Source organism: Variovorax boronicumulans (genome assembly GCF_029892485.1).
Classification (GTDB): domain Bacteria; phylum Pseudomonadota; class Gammaproteobacteria; order Burkholderiales; family Burkholderiaceae_C; genus Variovorax; species Variovorax boronicumulans_B.
In genome coordinates this window covers 116,075-131,535 of the sequence record NZ_JARXVG010000011.1, presented here as the reverse complement: position 1 = coordinate 131,535, position 15,461 = coordinate 116,075, and the positions used below count along the sequence as shown (strand labels likewise).

At 67.6% G+C, this 15,461-nt stretch carries 17 protein-coding genes; 5 read left to right on the top strand and 12 right to left on the bottom strand.

Annotation, left to right across the window (positions count from 1 at the left end; genetic code table 11):
• Nucleotides 1–12: 12 nt before the first annotated feature.
• Together M2282_RS23530 and M2282_RS23525 are read right to left on the bottom strand one after the other, a co-directional pair.
• Complete coding sequence (locus tag M2282_RS23530) at nucleotides 13–1,137, bottom strand: anhydro-N-acetylmuramic acid kinase (RefSeq protein WP_280811184.1); 1,125 nt, start codon at nucleotides 1,135–1,137, stop codon at nucleotides 13–15.
• Nucleotides 1,138–1,176: 39 nt separating this feature from the next.
• Nucleotides 1,177–2,523, bottom strand: coding sequence for a M23 family metallopeptidase (locus tag M2282_RS23525; protein ID WP_280811183.1), 1,347 nt, complete (start codon nucleotides 2,521–2,523; stop codon nucleotides 1,177–1,179).
• Between the two features lie 159 nt (nucleotides 2,524–2,682).
• Here M2282_RS23525 and tyrS point away from each other — a divergent pair, with 159 nt between their 5' ends.
• Nucleotides 2,683–3,915 carry a tyrosine--tRNA ligase gene (tyrS, locus tag M2282_RS23520; RefSeq protein WP_280811182.1) on the top strand — a complete coding sequence of 411 codons (1,233 nt, stop codon included), beginning with the start codon at nucleotides 2,683–2,685 and terminating at the stop codon, nucleotides 3,913–3,915.
• A gap of 10 nt (nucleotides 3,916–3,925) precedes the next feature.
• Here the strand turns inward: tyrS and M2282_RS23515 are convergent, their stop codons facing one another.
• Nucleotides 3,926–4,546 carry an OmpA family protein gene (locus M2282_RS23515; RefSeq protein WP_432422935.1) on the bottom strand — a complete coding sequence of 207 codons (621 nt, stop codon included), beginning with the start codon at nucleotides 4,544–4,546 and terminating at the stop codon, nucleotides 3,926–3,928.
• On the bottom strand, nucleotides 4,543–5,040 hold the full coding sequence (locus M2282_RS23510) for a FecR family protein (protein WP_432422934.1): 498 nt from the start codon (nucleotides 5,038–5,040) through the stop codon (nucleotides 4,543–4,545). Before M2282_RS23510 ends, M2282_RS23515 begins: the two co-directional genes overlap by 4 nt.
• A gap of 154 nt (nucleotides 5,041–5,194) precedes the next feature.
• Between M2282_RS23510 and M2282_RS23505 the strand changes: the two genes are divergently transcribed.
• Both M2282_RS23505 and dtd read left to right on the top strand, forming a co-directional pair.
• Nucleotides 5,195–6,103 (top strand): cation diffusion facilitator family transporter, encoded by a 909-nt coding sequence (locus tag M2282_RS23505; RefSeq protein ID WP_280811180.1) that lies wholly within the window; start codon nucleotides 5,195–5,197, stop codon nucleotides 6,101–6,103.
• On the top strand, nucleotides 6,100–6,543 hold the full coding sequence (gene dtd, locus M2282_RS23500; RefSeq protein WP_280811179.1) for a D-aminoacyl-tRNA deacylase: 444 nt from the start codon (nucleotides 6,100–6,102) through the stop codon (nucleotides 6,541–6,543). The genes M2282_RS23505 and dtd overlap by 4 nt, the downstream gene beginning before the upstream one ends.
• A gap of 6 nt (nucleotides 6,544–6,549) precedes the next feature.
• On the opposite strand, the gene ybeY is transcribed toward dtd, so the two are convergent.
• Nucleotides 6,550–7,008 carry an rRNA maturation RNase YbeY gene (gene ybeY, locus M2282_RS23495; RefSeq protein ID WP_280811178.1) on the bottom strand — a complete coding sequence of 153 codons (459 nt, stop codon included), beginning with the start codon at nucleotides 7,006–7,008 and terminating at the stop codon, nucleotides 6,550–6,552.
• A gap of 1 nt (nucleotide 7,009) precedes the next feature.
• Nucleotides 7,010–7,951, bottom strand: a complete 942-nt coding sequence (locus tag M2282_RS23490; RefSeq protein ID WP_280811177.1) for a PhoH family protein — start codon at nucleotides 7,949–7,951, stop codon at nucleotides 7,010–7,012.
• Between the two features lie 169 nt (nucleotides 7,952–8,120).
• On the opposite strand from M2282_RS23490, the gene ruvA reads away from it, so the two are divergent.
• The gene (ruvA, locus tag M2282_RS23485) at nucleotides 8,121–8,693 is read left to right on the top strand and encodes a Holliday junction branch migration protein RuvA (protein WP_206175708.1); all 573 of its coding nucleotides are present in this window, start codon (nucleotides 8,121–8,123) and stop codon (nucleotides 8,691–8,693) included.
• Nucleotides 8,690–9,577 carry a hypothetical protein gene (locus M2282_RS23480; RefSeq protein ID WP_280811176.1) on the top strand — a complete coding sequence of 296 codons (888 nt, stop codon included), beginning with the start codon at nucleotides 8,690–8,692 and terminating at the stop codon, nucleotides 9,575–9,577. Before ruvA ends, M2282_RS23480 begins: the two co-directional genes overlap by 4 nt.
• A 13-nt stretch (nucleotides 9,578–9,590) precedes the next feature.
• Here M2282_RS23480 and M2282_RS23475 read toward each other — a convergent pair whose 3' ends face one another.
• From M2282_RS23475 to M2282_RS23450, 6 genes are read right to left on the bottom strand one after another with little or no spacing between them, the layout of a single operon-like run.
• Nucleotides 9,591–10,226: a YdeI/OmpD-associated family protein gene (locus M2282_RS23475; protein WP_280811175.1), complete on the bottom strand. Its 636-nt coding sequence runs from the start codon at nucleotides 10,224–10,226 to the stop codon at nucleotides 9,591–9,593.
• On the bottom strand, nucleotides 10,223–11,179 hold the full coding sequence (locus tag M2282_RS23470) for a phosphatidate cytidylyltransferase (RefSeq protein WP_280811174.1): 957 nt from the start codon (nucleotides 11,177–11,179) through the stop codon (nucleotides 10,223–10,225). Before M2282_RS23470 ends, M2282_RS23475 begins: the two co-directional genes overlap by 4 nt.
• The gene (locus M2282_RS23465; RefSeq protein ID WP_280811289.1) at nucleotides 11,176–11,841 is read right to left on the bottom strand and encodes a lysophospholipid acyltransferase family protein; all 666 of its coding nucleotides are present in this window, start codon (nucleotides 11,839–11,841) and stop codon (nucleotides 11,176–11,178) included. The genes M2282_RS23470 and M2282_RS23465 overlap by 4 nt, the downstream gene beginning before the upstream one ends.
• A 44-nt stretch (nucleotides 11,842–11,885) precedes the next feature.
• The gene (locus M2282_RS23460) at nucleotides 11,886–12,326 is read right to left on the bottom strand and encodes a hypothetical protein (RefSeq protein WP_280811173.1); all 441 of its coding nucleotides are present in this window, start codon (nucleotides 12,324–12,326) and stop codon (nucleotides 11,886–11,888) included.
• Nucleotides 12,319–13,674, bottom strand: coding sequence for a phosphatase PAP2/dual specificity phosphatase family protein (locus M2282_RS23455; RefSeq protein WP_280811172.1), 1,356 nt, complete (start codon nucleotides 13,672–13,674; stop codon nucleotides 12,319–12,321). The genes M2282_RS23460 and M2282_RS23455 overlap by 8 nt, the downstream gene beginning before the upstream one ends.
• Nucleotides 13,671–15,437, bottom strand: coding sequence for a bifunctional alpha/beta hydrolase/class I SAM-dependent methyltransferase (locus M2282_RS23450; RefSeq protein ID WP_280811171.1), 1,767 nt, complete (start codon nucleotides 15,435–15,437; stop codon nucleotides 13,671–13,673). The genes M2282_RS23455 and M2282_RS23450 overlap by 4 nt, the downstream gene beginning before the upstream one ends.
• Nucleotides 15,438–15,461 lie beyond the last annotated feature (24 nt).

Below are 15,461 nucleotides of genomic sequence, written 5' to 3'. Positions count from 1 at the left end.
TCGGAAGGGCCTTCAGGCCGGGTAGATGGCGCCCAGCACGCGTGCGCCACGCGCCCCGGTCACGCTGGCCAGGTTGCCCGCCTCGCGCCGGACCGTACTGCGCGCAAGCCAGGCGAACGCCGCGGCCTCGACCTGCTGCGGCGGAAGGCTTTGGTCGGTCGATGCCACCACCTGCACGCCGGGAAGCAGCGCGCGAAGGCGTGCGAGCAGATGGTCGTTCAGCGCGCCACCGCCGCAGACGATCAGCAGCTTGCTGTCTTTTCCGTAGTTGACGAGATCTGCGGCACAGGCGCTGGCCGTCAACTCCGTCAGCGTGGCCTGCACGTCGGCCGGTGCCATGGCCGTGGTGCCGAGGTGCGAGGCCAGCCAGGTCGGATTGAACAGATCGCGGCCCGTGCTTTTCGGCGGCGCCTTGGCGAAATAAGCTTCGGCCTGCAATTGCGCGAGCAGCTGGGGCAGCACCTGGCCGCTGGCCGCCCATTGGCCGCCGCGGTCGAAGGGCTGGCCCTGGTAGGTCTGGCACCAGTGGTCCATCAATGCGTTGCCGGGCCCGCAGTCGAAGCCGAGCACGATGGCGCCGTCGGGCGCATTGGTGGCCGGAAGCAGGCTCAGGTTCGAAATGCCGCCGATGTTCAGCACCGCGACGGTTTCGTCGGCGCGCGCGAACAGGGCGCGGTGGAACGCCGGCACCAGCGGCGCGCCCTGGCCGCCGGCGGCGAGATCGCGGCTTCGGAAGTCGCCGACCACGTCGATGCCGGTCAGCTCGGCCAGCAGCGAGGGGTTGTTGATCTGCAGGGTGTAGCCGACGTCGTCGAACTCCAGCGGCCGGTGGCGCACCGTCTGTCCGTGCGCACCGATGGCGGTGACCGCTCCGGCGGCGATGCCGCTGTCGGCCAGCAATTGATGCACCACGCCGGCATAGGCGCGGGCGAGTCCGTTGCCGGCCAGGGCCGCGCGATGCAGTTCGTTGTCGCCGGGGGTGTTGAGCGCCATGAGCTCCGCGCGCAGGGCCACGGGAAACTCGGCGGTGGCGTAGGCCTTCACCGCGATGCGCCCGCTGGAGAAATCGGCAAGCACGCCGTCGACGCCGTCGAGCGAGGTGCCCGACATCAGGCCGATGAAAAGTTCGGCAGCCATCTCCGGATCAGGTCAAGAGAGGGCTGCGGCTGCGGGCATTCAGTCCGCGCTGGCCTGGATGACGGAGAAGGCTGCCGCCAGCTCGGCGCGGGCGCCGATGGCCATCCGCTCGAAGGCCGGGCGCAGGGCCGCGGTGATGGGGGCGCCGCCTTCCTGCGCAATGGAAGCCGGGTCCTGGTAGACGCCGCCCACGCGGAATTCGAAGTGCAGGTGCGGACCGGTGGCCCAGCCCGTGGAGCCCACGGCGCCGATCGCCTGGCCCTGGCTCACGCTCTGGCCGGCCTTGACGTCGATGCGGCTCAGGTGCGCATAGGCCGTCTGCTGGTTGTTGCGGTGATTGATGATGACGATGTTGCCGTAGCCGCTCTGCGTGCCCGCGAAATCGACCGTGCCGTCGCCGACCGTGCGCACCGAGGTGCCGGTGGGCGCTGCGTAGTCGATGCCGTTGTGCTGGCGCCAGCTGTTCAGGATCGGATGCATGCGCATCGCGAAACCGCTGGACACGCGAGAGAACTCGACCGGCGTCGCCAGGTAGGCCTTGCGCAGGCTGTCGCCGTTCGGGCGGTAGTAGCTGCCCTTCTGGCCCGCGCCCGGGGGCTGGAACCAGACGGCCTGGTGGATCTTGCCGTTGTTCTCGAACTCGGCCGAGAGCACGCGGCCGCTGCGCAGCGCCTGGCCGTCGGCTTCGAAGGTCTCGTAGACCACGGCGAAGCGGTCGCCCTTGCGCAGCGCGCGCACGTCGACGTCGCCTGCAAAGATGTCGGCCAGCTGGCTCGCCACGGCGTCGGGAATGCGTGCGTCGTCGGTGGCGGCGAACAGCGAGGTGCGGATGGTGCCGCTGGCCAGGCGGGTGCCCGGCGTCAGCGAATCGCGTTCGGTGAGGGCGACGAAGCCGACCGGGGTGCGCTCGATGACGAAGCGCTTGAAGCCGCCGTCGCCGTCGGGAATCCAGCGGGCGCTGAGCTTCTGGAGCTGGTTTTCCTGCGTGGCCTCGGCCGTGATGGTGCGGCCGGCGCGGGCGAACAGCGCATTGCGGGCTTCGCCGCTGCCGCGCACGAAGGCCGTGGCCGCGGGATCGGAAATGCCCAGTCGCTTCAACAGGGCTTCGGCCGTGTCGCTCGAACGGGTGATGTCGGTGCGAAACAGCGTGAAGCTGAAGTTCTCGAGCGACGCGCTCTGGTCTGCAAAAGAGACGGGCGCGGTGGCTTCGAGGATCTGGTGGACCGGAAGGTCGGAAGCGTCAGGGCCCAGCGAGGCCACCGCGAGGGTGCCGGCGCTCAGCAGGGCCGCCGCGATGACGGCGGTGATCTGCTTGGGGTAGGTTCGGAACGTATAGGCCACGCGAGAAGCGAGAAGCTCCTCGGCGGCAAGAATGCCGTTGATCAATCTTTGAATTCCAGCTCAGGTTCTGCAAATCCGTACTGCAAGGCCCAGTGCGTTCAGGGCGGCAGGAGACGGTGCGGAAAAAAGCGCCGCTTAGAATCCGGCGCTTGAAAAGTCGGGCCAGTATAGCTTCGGCCATCCAAAAGTCAGCCAAAAAAGCCCATGAACGCCGAATCTGTTACATCCACCAGCCTCTCAAATAGTGTAGGACGTGCGCTCGAAATATCCCTCCGTGGGGCTGACGAGCTGCTGCCGCAGGACGAGTGGGTGCGCAAGCTCCAGCGCTCCGAGGCGACCGGAACGCCGCTGCGCATCAAGCTGGGGCTCGATCCGACCGCCCCGGATATCCATATCGGCCACACCGTGGTGCTCAACAAGATGCGCCAGCTCCAGGACCTGGGGCACCGGGTGATCTTCCTGATCGGCGACTTCACCAGCACGATCGGCGACCCTTCGGGCCGCAACAACACCCGACCGCCGCTCACCCGGGAGCAGATCGAGGCCAACGCCCAGACTTACTACAAGCAGGCCAGCCTGGTGCTGGACCCCGAGAAGACCGAGATTCGCTACAACTCCGAATGGAGCGACCCCCTGGGTGCCCGCGGAATGATCCAGCTGGCCGCCAAGTACACGGTCGCCCGGATGATGGAGCGGGACGACTTCAGCAAGCGCTTCAAGGCCGGCCAGTCGATTTCGGTGCACGAATTCCTCTACCCGCTGATGCAGGGCTACGACTCTGTGGCGCTCAAGAGCGACCTCGAACTGGGTGGCACCGACCAGAAGTTCAATTTGCTCGTCGGCCGCCATCTCCAGCAGGAGTATGGCCAGGAACCGCAGTGCATACTTACTATGCCGCTGCTGGAAGGGCTCGACGGCGTCGAGAAGATGTCCAAGAGCAAGAACAACTACATCGGCATCAGCGAGGACGCCAACACCATGTTTGCCAAGGTGCTGTCGATTTCCGACGACCTGATGTGGCGCTGGTACACGCTCTTGAGCTTCCAGTCGCTGGAGCAGATCGAGGTCCTGAAGGCCGAAATCGCCGGCGGCCGCAATCCGAAGGACGCGAAGGTCGCGCTGGCCAAGGAGATCACTACGCGTTTCCACAGCGCGGCGGCTGCCGAGACCGCGGAGCGGGACTTCATCAACCGCAGCAAGGGCGGCGTGCCGGACGAGATTCCCGAGGTATCGCTGGGCGGCGCGCCGCTGGGCATCGGCCAACTGCTCAAGCAGGCCAACCTGGCGTCTTCAGCCGGGGATGGCAATCGCCTGATCGACGGCGGCGGCGTGCGCGTCGATTCGGTCGTGATCAGCGACAAGGGGCTGAAGCTGCCCGCGGGCAGCTACGTGGTGCAGGTCGGCAAGCGCAAATTCGCGCGCGTGACGCTGAGCTGAACTGCCGCGTTCAGCGGACTTCGATGGTGACGCGCCGGTTGCGTGGCTCGTCCACCTCGTCGGCGGTCGGCACGGCCAGGTCGCGCTCGCCGCGGCCCACGGCCTCGACGCGGTTGGCCGGAAATTGCCGCTCGACGAACAACTGGACCACTTCCTGCGCCCGGCGGCGCGACAACTGGTCATTCGATTCGCCGGTGCCCTTGGTGTCGGTATGGCCGGTCACCACGATGTCGCCGCCGCTGCGCGCCAACGCCGCGGCCAGCGCCTCGGTCATGATCTGCTGCGACGCCGGGGTCAGCGTGGTACCGCCGACCTCGAAAAACACCGTGTAGCGCTGTGGCGGGGGCGGGCGCAGGTCGAACAGGGGCTTGTTTTCCGCCTGGACCTTGGCTGCATCGGCCTGATCGACCACCGGCGCCCCGCTGGCGCCTACCGCTGCCGTTGCACGCTGGTAAGGTTTCGAAAGGACTTCTTCCCCATCCTTGACGCGCACCACGACGGCTGAAGGCTTCCCGTCGGCCTGCGGCAGCAATACCACCCGGGTGCCCGGCGTCGAGCAGGCCGCGAGGAACGCGGTGATCAGTGCGGATGCGAGAAGGAGCGGGCGGCGCGACAAGGTCGTCGTCATCATGGCTTTCCGTCGGTTTGAACGATGAAGTCGGTGCCGCGAATGCCGATGGTGGCTGTTTGCGTCTCGACCCGCACGGCGTCGGGGTTCGTCTTGCCGATGAGGCCGGTGATCATGCGCATCGAGCCGCGCAACAGCGAAATCAGGAGGCCGCCGTCGCGGGTGGTGGAATCGAAGTGGAATTCCTTCAGGTCCATGCGCGACGAAGGACCGACGATCAGGGTCGTGTCATCGCGCAGGACCACTGCGGCCGAGGAGTCGGGGCCGGTCACGATGCGGTCCACGGAACTCAGCGCATCGCCTGCGGCGGCGGTGCGCGAGGTGCCTGCGGCGCTGAGCAGTTGCACGTTGCCGCGCACCGACTTCACGAAACCGGCCTGCAACTCGGCAACCGGAGCGGCTGGCGCGGCTGCGGGCGGCGTCTGGACTTGGGCCTGGGCCATCATGGTGGCGCCCAGCAGGGTGAGGCCACCCAGAATGTTCAAGAAGTTTTTCATTGTTCCGAGTTGTCGGCGAACACTGTTTCGCAATAGTCACAAATATTAGGCCGAAGGCGTTACACATGGACACTGCTCAGATAATTCAGCGCCATCTTGCGGCCTTTTGCCGCTTTTTCCGTCGTCTTTTGCCTATAAGCCTTCTACCCCGCCCATGACGCTCACTCCCAAGGCGCTCCTGCGCATTTCCGTGGCCGTTGCCCTTGTCACCATCGTGCTCAAGGGGCTCGCAGGGTACATGACGAATTCGATGGGCCTGATCTCCGACGCCATGGAGTCGTTCGTCAATCTTGCCAGTGCCATGTTTGCGTTGGCAATGGTGACCATCGCCGAGCGTCCGGCCGACGACGACCATCCCTACGGCCATCACAAGGCCGAGTACTTCTCCTCCGGCTTCGAGGGCATCCTGATCGTCGGCGCCGCGGTGGCGATCCTGTGGGTGTCGGTGCAGAGGCTGCTGTCGCCCGAGCCGCTGGAGCAACTGGGCTGGGGCCTGGCGCTGTCGGTGTTCAGCTCGGGCCTCAATGCGGCGCTGGCGGTGGTGCTGTTCCGTGCGGCGCGCCTGCATCGCTCCATCGCGCTGGAGGCCGACGGCCGCCACCTGATGACCGACGTGTGGACCTCCGCCGCCGTCGTGGTCGGCATCGTCGCGGTGCATTTCAGCGGCTGGCTCTGGCTCGATCCGCTGCTGGCCATTGGCGTGGCGCTCAACATCGTGCGCGAGGGCGTCAAGCTGGTGTGGCGCTCGTCGCAGGGCCTCATGGACGAAGCCCTCGACCCCGAGACGCTCGCCACCGTGCAGGCCACGCTCGATGCCTTCGCCGCGCGCCTGCCCGCAGGCACGGGGCTTCGCTTCGACGACATGGTCACGCGACGCGCCGGCCAGCGCCGCTTTGCCGACCTGCACATGCATGTGCCCGGCGAATGGACCCTGCAGCACGCCGCCGCCATGCGCGACGAACTGGAGCTGGCCCTGATGGACGCCGTGCCCGGCCTGCGCGTCACCATCCAACTGCTGCCACTGACCATGGAAGCGCGCGCCACACAGACCGAACAGCCATGAAAGCCATCCTCCAGCGCGTTGCGAACGCACGCGTCGACATTGCAGGCCAGACCGTCGGCACCATCGATGCCGGCCTGTTGATCCTCTTGTGCGCGGAACGCGGCGACGTCGATGCGCTCGCCGACCGCATGCTTGCCAAGATCCTGAAGCTGCGCATCTTCTCGGACGACGCTGGCAAGATGAACCGCAGCGTGCAGGACATCGGTGGCGGGCTGCTGGTGGTGAGCCAGTTCACGCTGGCGGCCGATGTGAGCGGCGGCAACCGCCCCAGCTTCACGCAGGCCGCTTCGCCCGACGAGGGCCGGCGGCTCTACGAGTACTTCGTGGCACAGGCGCGCGCCGCGCATCCGGTGGTGGCGACCGGCGAGTTCGGCGCCGACATGCAGGTGCACCTGCTCAACGACGGGCCGGTCACGATCCCTCTGCAGATGTCGGCGTAGCGGCAGCTACGTGCCGTACGGATTGCGTATGCCCAGCTCGGCGAGGATCTGGATTTCGTACGCCTCCATCTCGTCGGCGTCGGCTTCGCTGGTCTCGTGGTCCCAGCCCTGCGCATGCAGCGTGCCGTGCACCAGCAGGTGCGCGTAGTGCGCGGCCAGCGTCTTGCTCTGTTCCGTCGCCTCGCGCGCGACCACCGGGGCGCACAGCACCAGGTCGGCCATCGCGACCGGGCTCTGCGCATAGTCGAAGGTCAGCACGTTGGTCGCGTAGTCCTTGCCGCGGAACTCGCGGTTCAGGCGCTGGCCCTCGTCGGCATCGACGATGCGCACCGTGATCTCGCCGTCGATGTCCAGCGCATGGCGGATGCAGCGTGCGACGCTGTGGCGCGGGAGCGCGATGCGGTGCCGCTCCACGCCCTTGAAGCGCCCGAACTGCAGCGAGAGAGAAAGTGCCGGCAGCGCCATCTCAGTGCGTGCCGCTGCGTTTGCGCTGCCCGTCGTAGGCATCGACGATCTTCGCCACCAGCGGATGCCGCACCACGTCGGCGCTCGTGAAGTGCGTGATCGCGATGCCGCTCACGCGCCTGAGCACGCGCTCGGCGTCGATCAGGCCGCTGAGCTGCTGCTTGGGCAGGTCGATCTGGCTCACGTCGCCCGTCACCACCGCCTTCGCGCCGAAGCCGATGCGCGTGAGGAACATCTTCATCTGCTCGACCGAGGTGTTCTGCGCCTCGTCGAGGATCACGAACGCGTTGTTCAGCGTGCGACCGCGCATGAAGGCCAGCGGCGCGATCTCCAGCGCATTGCGCTCGAAGGCCTTCTGCACCTTCTCGTAGCCCATGAGGTCATAGAGCGCGTCGTACAGCGGGCGCAGGTACGGATCGACCTTCTGCGTCAGGTCGCCCGGCAGAAAGCCGAGCCGCTCGCCCGCTTCCACGGCCGGCCGCGTGAGCACGATGCGCTGCACCGCCGCGCGCTCCAGCGCGTCGACCGCGCAGGCCACCGCGAGGTAGGTCTTGCCAGTGCCGGCCGGGCCGATGCCGAAGGTGATGTCGTGCTTGGCGATGTTGTCCAGGTACAGCGCCTGTGTCGGCGTGCGCGCGCGCAGGTCGGCGCGGCGGGTGACGAGCATGGCCGCGTCCTCGTCGCTCATCGAGCCGTCGCCGGCCAGCGTGAGCTGCACCACGGCGGGGTCGATCGGGCGCTGGGCGATTTCGTAGAGCGCCTGCAGCACGTCCATCGCACGCTGCGCCGGGGCCTTGGGGCCATCGACCTTGAACTGCTCGTGGCGGTGCGCGATCTTCACGCCCAGCGCTTCCTCGATGCGGCGCAGGTGCGCGTCCAGAGGGCCGCACAGGTGTCCGAGGCGCGAGTTGTTCGGTGGGGTAAAGGTGTGTCGCAGAATCACGCGGTATCCATTTCCATCTATTTGGCAGCCCTATGCAAGACCAGCCATGCTCGAAAAAACGCAAACCAAAGCGGGGAACACCGCGGAACCGGCTTCGCCGGGCCGCCGATGTTGCCCCCTTGAGGGGGGAGGCGGCTACACGAAGTGAGCAAGCAACGGGGGTGGGCCAATGATAGGCAAACTCACCGGCGTACTTGCCGAGCGCAACCCACCGCAAGTGGTGGTGGACTGCAACGGCGTCGGTTACGAGGTCGATGTGCCGATGAGCACGTTCTACAACCTGCCCGGCACCGGGGAGCGCGTTTCGCTGCTCACGCACTTCGTGGTGCGCGAGGACGCGCAGATTCTCTACGGTTTCGGCACCGCCGAGGAGCGTGCGGCTTTCCGCCAGCTCATCAAGATCACAGGCGTGGGCCCGCGCACTGCGCTCGGGCTGCTCTCGGGCATGAGCGTGGGCGAGTTGTCGCAGGCAATCACGACACAGGAACTCGGCCGGCTCGTGAAGATCCCCGGCATCGGCAAGAAGACCGCCGAGCGGCTGCTGCTGGAACTCAAGGGCAAGCTGGGCGCCGACATCGGACTGCCCGCGCATGCGGCGTCCGACGCGCAGGCCGACATCCTGCAGGCGCTGGTCGCGCTGGGGTACAGCGACAAGGAAGCCGCGCTCGCGCTCAAGGCGCTGCCCAAGGATGCGACGGTGAGCGAAGGGATCAAGCTGGCTCTGAAGGCCCTGGCCAAGTGAGCCTGCGCGGCGCGTGGTCGCGTGTGGAGGCGTTGCGGCACGAGTCGGTTCACAGCGACTTGCTGCTCATGCGCGCGGCCCTGATCGGCTGCGTGCCGATTCTCCTGGCCTACGGATGCGCGGGCGTCGTCTACGGCAACCTGCCGATGATGACGCCGGCCGGCTTCATCGACATGCCGGGCGCGTGCGCATGGCTCACCGCCGCGATGGCGTTCGCACTGGCGATCCTTGCGATCGACTGGCTGGTCCGCGGCGAACTGACACCGCCGCAGCCGCAGGCCGTCGTGGTCACCAGGCGCTGGAGCCGTGGCAGCTACACCCAGACCGTCATGCCGCCGCATGTCTTCCCCGAGCCTCGCTCGTCATGGCTGCGCATCGGCTGCCTGGGCGTCGCGGCCGTGGCCTGTGCGTCTGCGCTGGTGGGCCGCGCCACGCTCGCGCTGGGTTGGCCGGCCTTCGCGCGGCCGGGCGGCATCGCGCCGCAGGCCGAGTGGCCGCTTTATCCGCTGCAGTGGATCTGGCCCTGGCTGCTGCCGCTGGCCCGGCGGCCCGTCGTGCTCGGCCTCATCGGCGCGGGGGCGGTGCTGCTGGTGGCGGCCTACCTGCTGGAGTGGCGCAAGGTGCGCGGCGCATGGTTCCCGTTCCTGACCGTGCTGCCGATTCTGCTGGCAGTGGGCTTCCTGGGCGATGCGGCTTTCGACTTCGCTGCCGCGCGAAGCCTGGGCGGGCTGGTCGACCCGGAGCTGGCGAGCGAGCTGGCGCAGCAGCCGGGCCGCTACAACGTCTTCAATTTCCTGAGCCTCTGGGGCGCCATCGGCTTCGGCACGGTCGGCCTGATCCTGGGGTTCTGGCTCGGCCGCTCACGGGCGATGGACGAAGACTAGGACCGCCTTCGCCTCAAGGGTGGATCTTCTCGCCCTTGGCGAGCATCTCGACGAACTGCGCAATGCGCCTGGCGCGCGTCTCGGGCTTCTTCGCGCCCTGCGTACGGAACAGCACCGCATAGCGATTGCGCGCGTCCAGCGTGGCGAAGAACTTCGCGGCCTTCTTGTTCGCATCGAGCGCGGCCTGCAGGTCGGGCGGTGCGGTCGCCACGCTCGCGGCGTCGTAGGCCGCATCCCAGCGCCCGTCGGCCTTCGCGCGTTCCACCTCGGCCAGTCCGGCCGGCTGCATGCGCTCTTCGTCGATCAGTTTCAGCGCCTTGTCGCGATTGATCTTCGACCAGGTGCTGCGCGCGGTGCGTGGTGTGAAGCGCTGCAGGAAATACTGTTCGCCGTTGCTCTTGTCACTCTTGCGCCGCCCGTCGATCCAGCCGAAGCACAGCGCGATCTCGAGCGCCTCGGGGTGGTCGATGGAGGCGATGCCGCTGGCCTTCTTCGCGATGCGCAGCCACACGCCTGCATGGGTGGCATGGTGGCTTTTGTACCAGCGCTTCAATGCTGCGGCGTTGGCGCATTCCATCGGCGTGTCGTCGACGATGCGCTCCGCTTTCGCGGCAGGTTTGGCAGTTTTCTTGGCAGCCGCCGTGCTCACGGCACCCACCAATAGCGCACTGCGTGAAAGTAGATCGGCGCTGCGAAGATCACCGAGTCCAGCCGGTCGAGCATGCCGCCGTGGCCCTCGATCATCGAGCCCCAATCCTTCACGCCGCGGTCGCGCTTGATGGCCGACATCACCAGGCCGCCGAAGAAGCCCATGAAGCAGATCATGAAAGCCATCAGCGCCGCCTGCCAAGGGTTGAACGGCGTCGCCCAGTAGAGCGCCGCGCCCAGCGCGGTGGCGCTCGCCACGCCGCCGATCAGGCCTTCCCAGGTCTTGGAGGGCGAGAGCTCGGGCGCGACCTTGCGCTTGCCGAAGAGCTTGCCCCACACGTACTGCAGCACGTCGCTGCCCTGCACCACGATCACCAGGAACGCGATCAGCAGCAGGTTGCGGCCCTCGAAGCCCGGTATCTGCAGCGTGAGCAGCGCGGGCACGTGGCTGATGCAGAACACGCACACCATCAGGCCCCACTGGATCTTCGAGGTGCGCTCCAGGAAGCGCTGCGTGTCGCCGCCCACGGCAGCGAGGATCGGCAGGATCAGGAAGGCGTAGACCGGGATGAAGATCGAATAGAGCCCGTACCACTCGATCCAGATCAGGAAGTACTGCCCCGGCAGCGCGACGAAGAACGCGAGCGCGATCGCCGCATGGTCACCGCGCCGCGTGTAGGCCAGGCTGATGAACTCGCGCAGCGCATAGAACGAGATCAGGTAGAACAGCACGATCACGCCGCCCTTGCCGAAGGCGAAGGCCAGGCCGATCACCGCCACCATCACCCACCACGCGTTGACGCGCGAGTTGAGGTTGTCGATCACCGAATGCGGCTGGCCGTGCGCCACGCGCCACTTGAGCAGCGCGCCGATGGCCGAGGCCAGCACCAGCACGCCGAAGACGCCGCCGAAGAGCTTGAGCGTGGTCCACGCGAAGGGAGACAGTTCGATCATGATGCGGCGCCTTCGGCCTTGTCGTTGCGGTCGTATTCGGGGCGCAGGTCGAGCATCGCCGAGCGTGCGCGGGCGATGAATGTGTTCTTGTCTTCACCCTCTGCCAGCACGATCGGCGTGCCGAAGCGCACCGTGCAGGCCAGCGGAATCGGCACCAGCGTGCCCTTGGGCAGCACGCGCTTGAGGTTCTCGATCCACACCGGCACCAGCCGCACGCTGGGGCAGGCGCGCGCCAGATGGAAGAGGCCACTCTTGAGCGGCAGCAGGATCTCGTCGCCGGTGTTGCGCGTGCCTTCGGGGAACATGATGAGCGAGTCGCCGCCTTCCAGCGCCTCTTTCATCTGCTCGACCGGGTTGTCGCCCTGGCCCGAGCCGTCGCGGCGGATCATGAGCGCGTTGAACACGTCGGCGCCAATGAACTGGCGCACCTTCGAGGCCATCCAGTAGTCCTGCCCCGCCACCGGCCGGGTGAGGGCGCGCAGGTCGGGCGGCAGCGTCGCCCACAGCAGCACGAAGTCGCCGTGGCTCGTGTGGTTGGCGAAGTAGAGCGTTTGCTCGGCCTTGGGCGTGGTGCCGCTCCAGATGGCGCGCACGCCGGTCAGCAGGCCCGCCGCGCCGATGATGAGCTTGCCCGCGACGATGGCGAGCGCGCGGCGCAGCACCGTGCTCTCCGGCTTGGGCTTGTCGTTGTTCTTGTTGTCGTCGGTCAAGAGAAATCCTGTGTCATCAAGGCAAGAAGGAACATGGCGCTCTGGCAGGCGACCACGATGGCATGGCGCTGCATGAGCTGGCGGGTGCCCTGCACGCGGTCGTCGAGCGGGCGGGGCGTGTGCGATGCGGGCGCGCTGCGAAGGCCCAGGCGGTCCAGCGCGCGGTCGAGTGCATCGAGCGAGGCGATGGTGCCGCGCGCCAGCTCGTCGAACAGCGTCTGGTCCAGCCGCAGCCGGAAGGCGAAATAGCGCTCGAGCACGCCGAGGATCATGACCGCGCCGAAGCCCATGATGGGCGTGGTCGGGAGCGAACGCAGCGTGAGCGCGAGCACCAGCGCCGCGATGCACGTCAGCGCAAAACCCCAGATCGCCAGCACCGTGAAGGCGCGCAGCAGGCCGGCGAGCGCGGCGCAGGTGGCGCGGTCGTTGTCAGTCATGGGGCGGCACCTTGCGTACGACGTCCAGGCTCTTCAAGGGCGCGAGCGAAACCCGCCATGCGGGGCGCAGCACGATCTGCGGCCGTGCGCGGCGCACCGTGTCTTCGGATTGCGCCAGGTCGCCGGCCGAGCCGTAGCGGCCCAGCCAGGCGATCGCCGCCGCTGCGCTGCGCGAAAAGCCGAGCGCGCAGCAGACCCACACCGGCGCGCCGTCCGCGTCGCGTCGCTGGCCTTCGATGACTACGGCCGCGCGCTGCAGCCGCACTGTCGGCGGCACCGTCAGGTCGAGCAGCGGCACGCAGCGCGCATGCGGCACACCGACCGGTATCTGCAGTTCGGCGCACAGGCTCACGAGGCGCGGCTTGCCGGCCGCGAGCCATTCGGCGTGCGTGGGTCGTCGGCCGAGCCGCAAGCCGGGCACCACCTCGACCGAGGCGGGCAGCTTGCGCGTCCAGAGCCAGGCGTTGATCGTGGCGCCGAACCGGTAGGGCGCGAGCATCCAGCGCGCAGCCCAGCCCATGCGCCCACGTCCGTCCATCTGGAAGCCGCGTGCGCCGAAGCCGATGTAGTTGAGCGCCACGAAGGCGAGCGACGCGGCCGGCCATGCGAGCCACAGCCACACGCCGCCGCCGTACAAGGCAGCGGCGAGAAACAGCACCGCACCCACCGCATAGAACCCCGCGAGCTTCCAGCGCTGTGCATCGCGCGTGACCTGCCAGGCGCGCCGCATCGACACCACCCGCTCCAGCGGCCACAGCCACACGCACACCAGACCGAGCAGTGCGCCGGTCGGAATGTCGATGAAGTGGTGCTGCCACGTCGTGAGCACCGAGGCGCAGATCGCGAACGCCCACACATGCAGCACCAGCCGTGCCCACAGCGGGCGAATGAATTGCCGGTACCAGTCCCACAGGATCACGGCCAGCGCGATGTGCAGCGAGGGCGCCTGGTTGAACGGCTGGTCGAAGCCGCGCAGCGCGTTGAAGAGGAATGCCGGCGCGCCATCGACCGGCGGCTGCCCGAAACTGAAGTGCAGCGGCCAGACGATGAAGCAGGTGCAGGCTATCAAGGTCGCTGTGACCAGCCGCAGCGCATGCCGGTCCAGCGTGTGCTTGCTGCGCGCCAGGAACAGCGACAGCGCGTAGAACACGTTGATCGTCCAGTACGGAAAGATCGTCCACGGCCAGAACGGGATCTGCCGTTCCCAGTCGAAGGCCATCGAAGGCACGTTCGCGCGCATGGTGGCCCACCAGTTGGCGAAGCCGTAGGTCGCATAGAACAGCGGCCCGAGGAACACGAGCCATGCGGCTGCGCGCTTCCAGGGGCGCTGTTCGAACCAGGCTTTCATCGGCCTGTGCGCACCGCCAAAGAGACCGTGAAGATCCCCCACTCATCGACCCGCTGGTCGATCTTGCGGAAGCCCGCTTCTTCCACCAGCTGGTCCATCTCGACCTGCGTGCGGCGGCGCATCACCCAGGCTTCGCCCTGGCGGTGGCTGGTGAGTGCGCGCGCGATCATCTCCAGCTGCGGATGCCACGGCTGCCCGGTGTAGACGAGGTAGCCTCGGTCTTCCACCGCATCGCCTACGCCCGCGAGCGAGCGCTGCACCATCTCGTTGTCGGGAAAGAGTTCGTACAGGCCCGACACCACCGCCAGCGTGGGCCGCGGCGTCACCGTGGCCAGGCTGATGCGGTCGAAGGCATCGGCCTGCACGAACTGCGCGGTGTCCTGCAGGCCCTTCTCGGCGATGAGCGCGCGGCCGTCGCGCACGTTGATGTCGCTGTAGTCGCGCAGCAGGATCGAGCTGGCCTTGACCGGGCTCGCGAGCACCGCGTCGAGCACATAGCGGCCATGGCCGGCGGCGATGTCCATCACCCGCACCTCGCGGTGCATTTCGGCCAGCCGCTCCATTGCGATGCGCAGCAGCTCCTCGACGTGGATCTTGCGCTGGCGAATGCCGCGCCAGCCGATCGAGTTGAGGTAGGTGTTGTCGATGTTGCGGCCCAGCGGCCCCTTGCCTTCGGGGTGGTTGCGGTAGACGTAGTCGAGCGTGCTGCCCGAATCGAAACCGGTCTTGTGGCCGAGCGCGATACCGCTGGAGAGCTTGCCGCCGATGCGCAGGCCCGCGCGCGTCATGGCCCAGTAGGCGCCGCGCGGCGACAGAGGAGAGAGCGGCTCGGCCAGCGCGCGCGACTCGTCGGCCGTGTCGCCGCTCAGGTGCGCGGCGGTGCGGTCGACCGGCACGGCCGGCGCATCGAAGCGCTGCAGGATGAATTCGCGGATTTGCGCCACGGCCGGCGCGCGGTCCTTCTCGCCCAGGGTGTCATGGAAGAAGCCCGGCAGTTCGGTCTTGGTCTTGACCGCGCTGCCCAGCCGCTCGAAGAACTGGTGCTGCGGCTTGTGGTGCACCACCCAGTCGGCGCCCGAAATGAGCAGTTGCACCGGCAGCGTGATCGCGTTGGCATCGGCCACCACGCGGTCGGCCGCTTCGTACAGGCCCAGCAGGATGTTGACCGCGATCGGCCGCGAGATCAGCGGATCGCTCTCGTAGCTCGCGATGCGCTCGGGGTCGTGCGTGAGGAGCTTCGCCTTCACGTAGCTGTTGACGAAGAACAGGCCGCGCAGCTTGTGCATCAGCCCGAGCCCGGCGCGCGCGAAGGGCACGTAGAGCTTCACCTTGAAGGCGGGCGAGGCCAGCGTGAGGCCGCGCACCTTGGGGGCGTAGTCGTGCGCCCAGGTGGCGATGAGCACCGCGCCCACGCTCTGCGCGACCACGTGGATGTCCTGCTCGGCCACGCCGTGCGCCGAGCCGATGTGGTGGACGAAGGTCTGCACGTCGCGCACCGAGGTGCCGAAGCTCGGGCTGTAGCCGCGCTGCCCGGGCGAGCGGCCGTGGCCGCGCGCGTCCCAGGCGAAGAAGTCGAAGTCGGGCAGGTTCAGCTCGTCGACCAAGTGCGCCATGCGCGCACCGTGCTCATGGCCGCGGTGGAACAGCACGATGGCGCCGCGGCGCACGGCGCCCGTGGCCGGCCAGTGGCGGTAGAAAAGCGATTCGCCGTCGTGCGTCTGGAAGTGAAGCTCTTCGGCAATGCGTGGAGTGATGTCTGTCATTGAATCCCTGTCGATCTTTGTATG

What these genes read in the sequence shown, in the direction of transcription:
- M2282_RS23530 (WP_280811184.1), bottom strand. Translation starts at nt 1,137, where the DNA reads ATGGCTGCCGAACTTTTCATCGGCCTGATGTCGGGCACCTCGCTCGAC.
- tyrS (WP_280811182.1), top strand. Translation starts at nt 2,683, where the DNA reads ATGAACGCCGAATCTGTTACATCCACCAGCCTCTCAAATAGTGTAGGA.
- M2282_RS23515 (WP_432422935.1), bottom strand. Translation starts at nt 4,546, where the DNA reads ATGATGACGACGACCTTGTCGCGCCGCCCGCTCCTTCTCGCATCCGCA.
- M2282_RS23510 (WP_432422934.1), bottom strand. Translation starts at nt 5,040, where the DNA reads ATGAAAAACTTCTTGAACATTCTGGGTGGCCTCACCCTGCTGGGCGCC.
- M2282_RS23505 (WP_280811180.1), top strand. Translation starts at nt 5,195, where the DNA reads ATGACGCTCACTCCCAAGGCGCTCCTGCGCATTTCCGTGGCCGTTGCC.
- dtd (WP_280811179.1), top strand. Translation starts at nt 6,100, where the DNA reads ATGAAAGCCATCCTCCAGCGCGTTGCGAACGCACGCGTCGACATTGCA.
- ybeY (WP_280811178.1), bottom strand. Translation starts at nt 7,008, where the DNA reads ATGGCGCTGCCGGCACTTTCTCTCTCGCTGCAGTTCGGGCGCTTCAAG.
- ruvA (WP_206175708.1), top strand. Translation starts at nt 8,121, where the DNA reads ATGATAGGCAAACTCACCGGCGTACTTGCCGAGCGCAACCCACCGCAA.
- M2282_RS23470 (WP_280811174.1), bottom strand. Translation starts at nt 11,179, where the DNA reads ATGATCGAACTGTCTCCCTTCGCGTGGACCACGCTCAAGCTCTTCGGC.
- M2282_RS23460 (WP_280811173.1), bottom strand. Translation starts at nt 12,326, where the DNA reads ATGACTGACAACGACCGCGCCACCTGCGCCGCGCTCGCCGGCCTGCTG.
- M2282_RS23455 (WP_280811172.1), bottom strand. Translation starts at nt 13,674, where the DNA reads ATGAAAGCCTGGTTCGAACAGCGCCCCTGGAAGCGCGCAGCCGCATGG.
- M2282_RS23450 (WP_280811171.1), bottom strand. Translation starts at nt 15,437, where the DNA reads ATGACAGACATCACTCCACGCATTGCCGAAGAGCTTCACTTCCAGACG.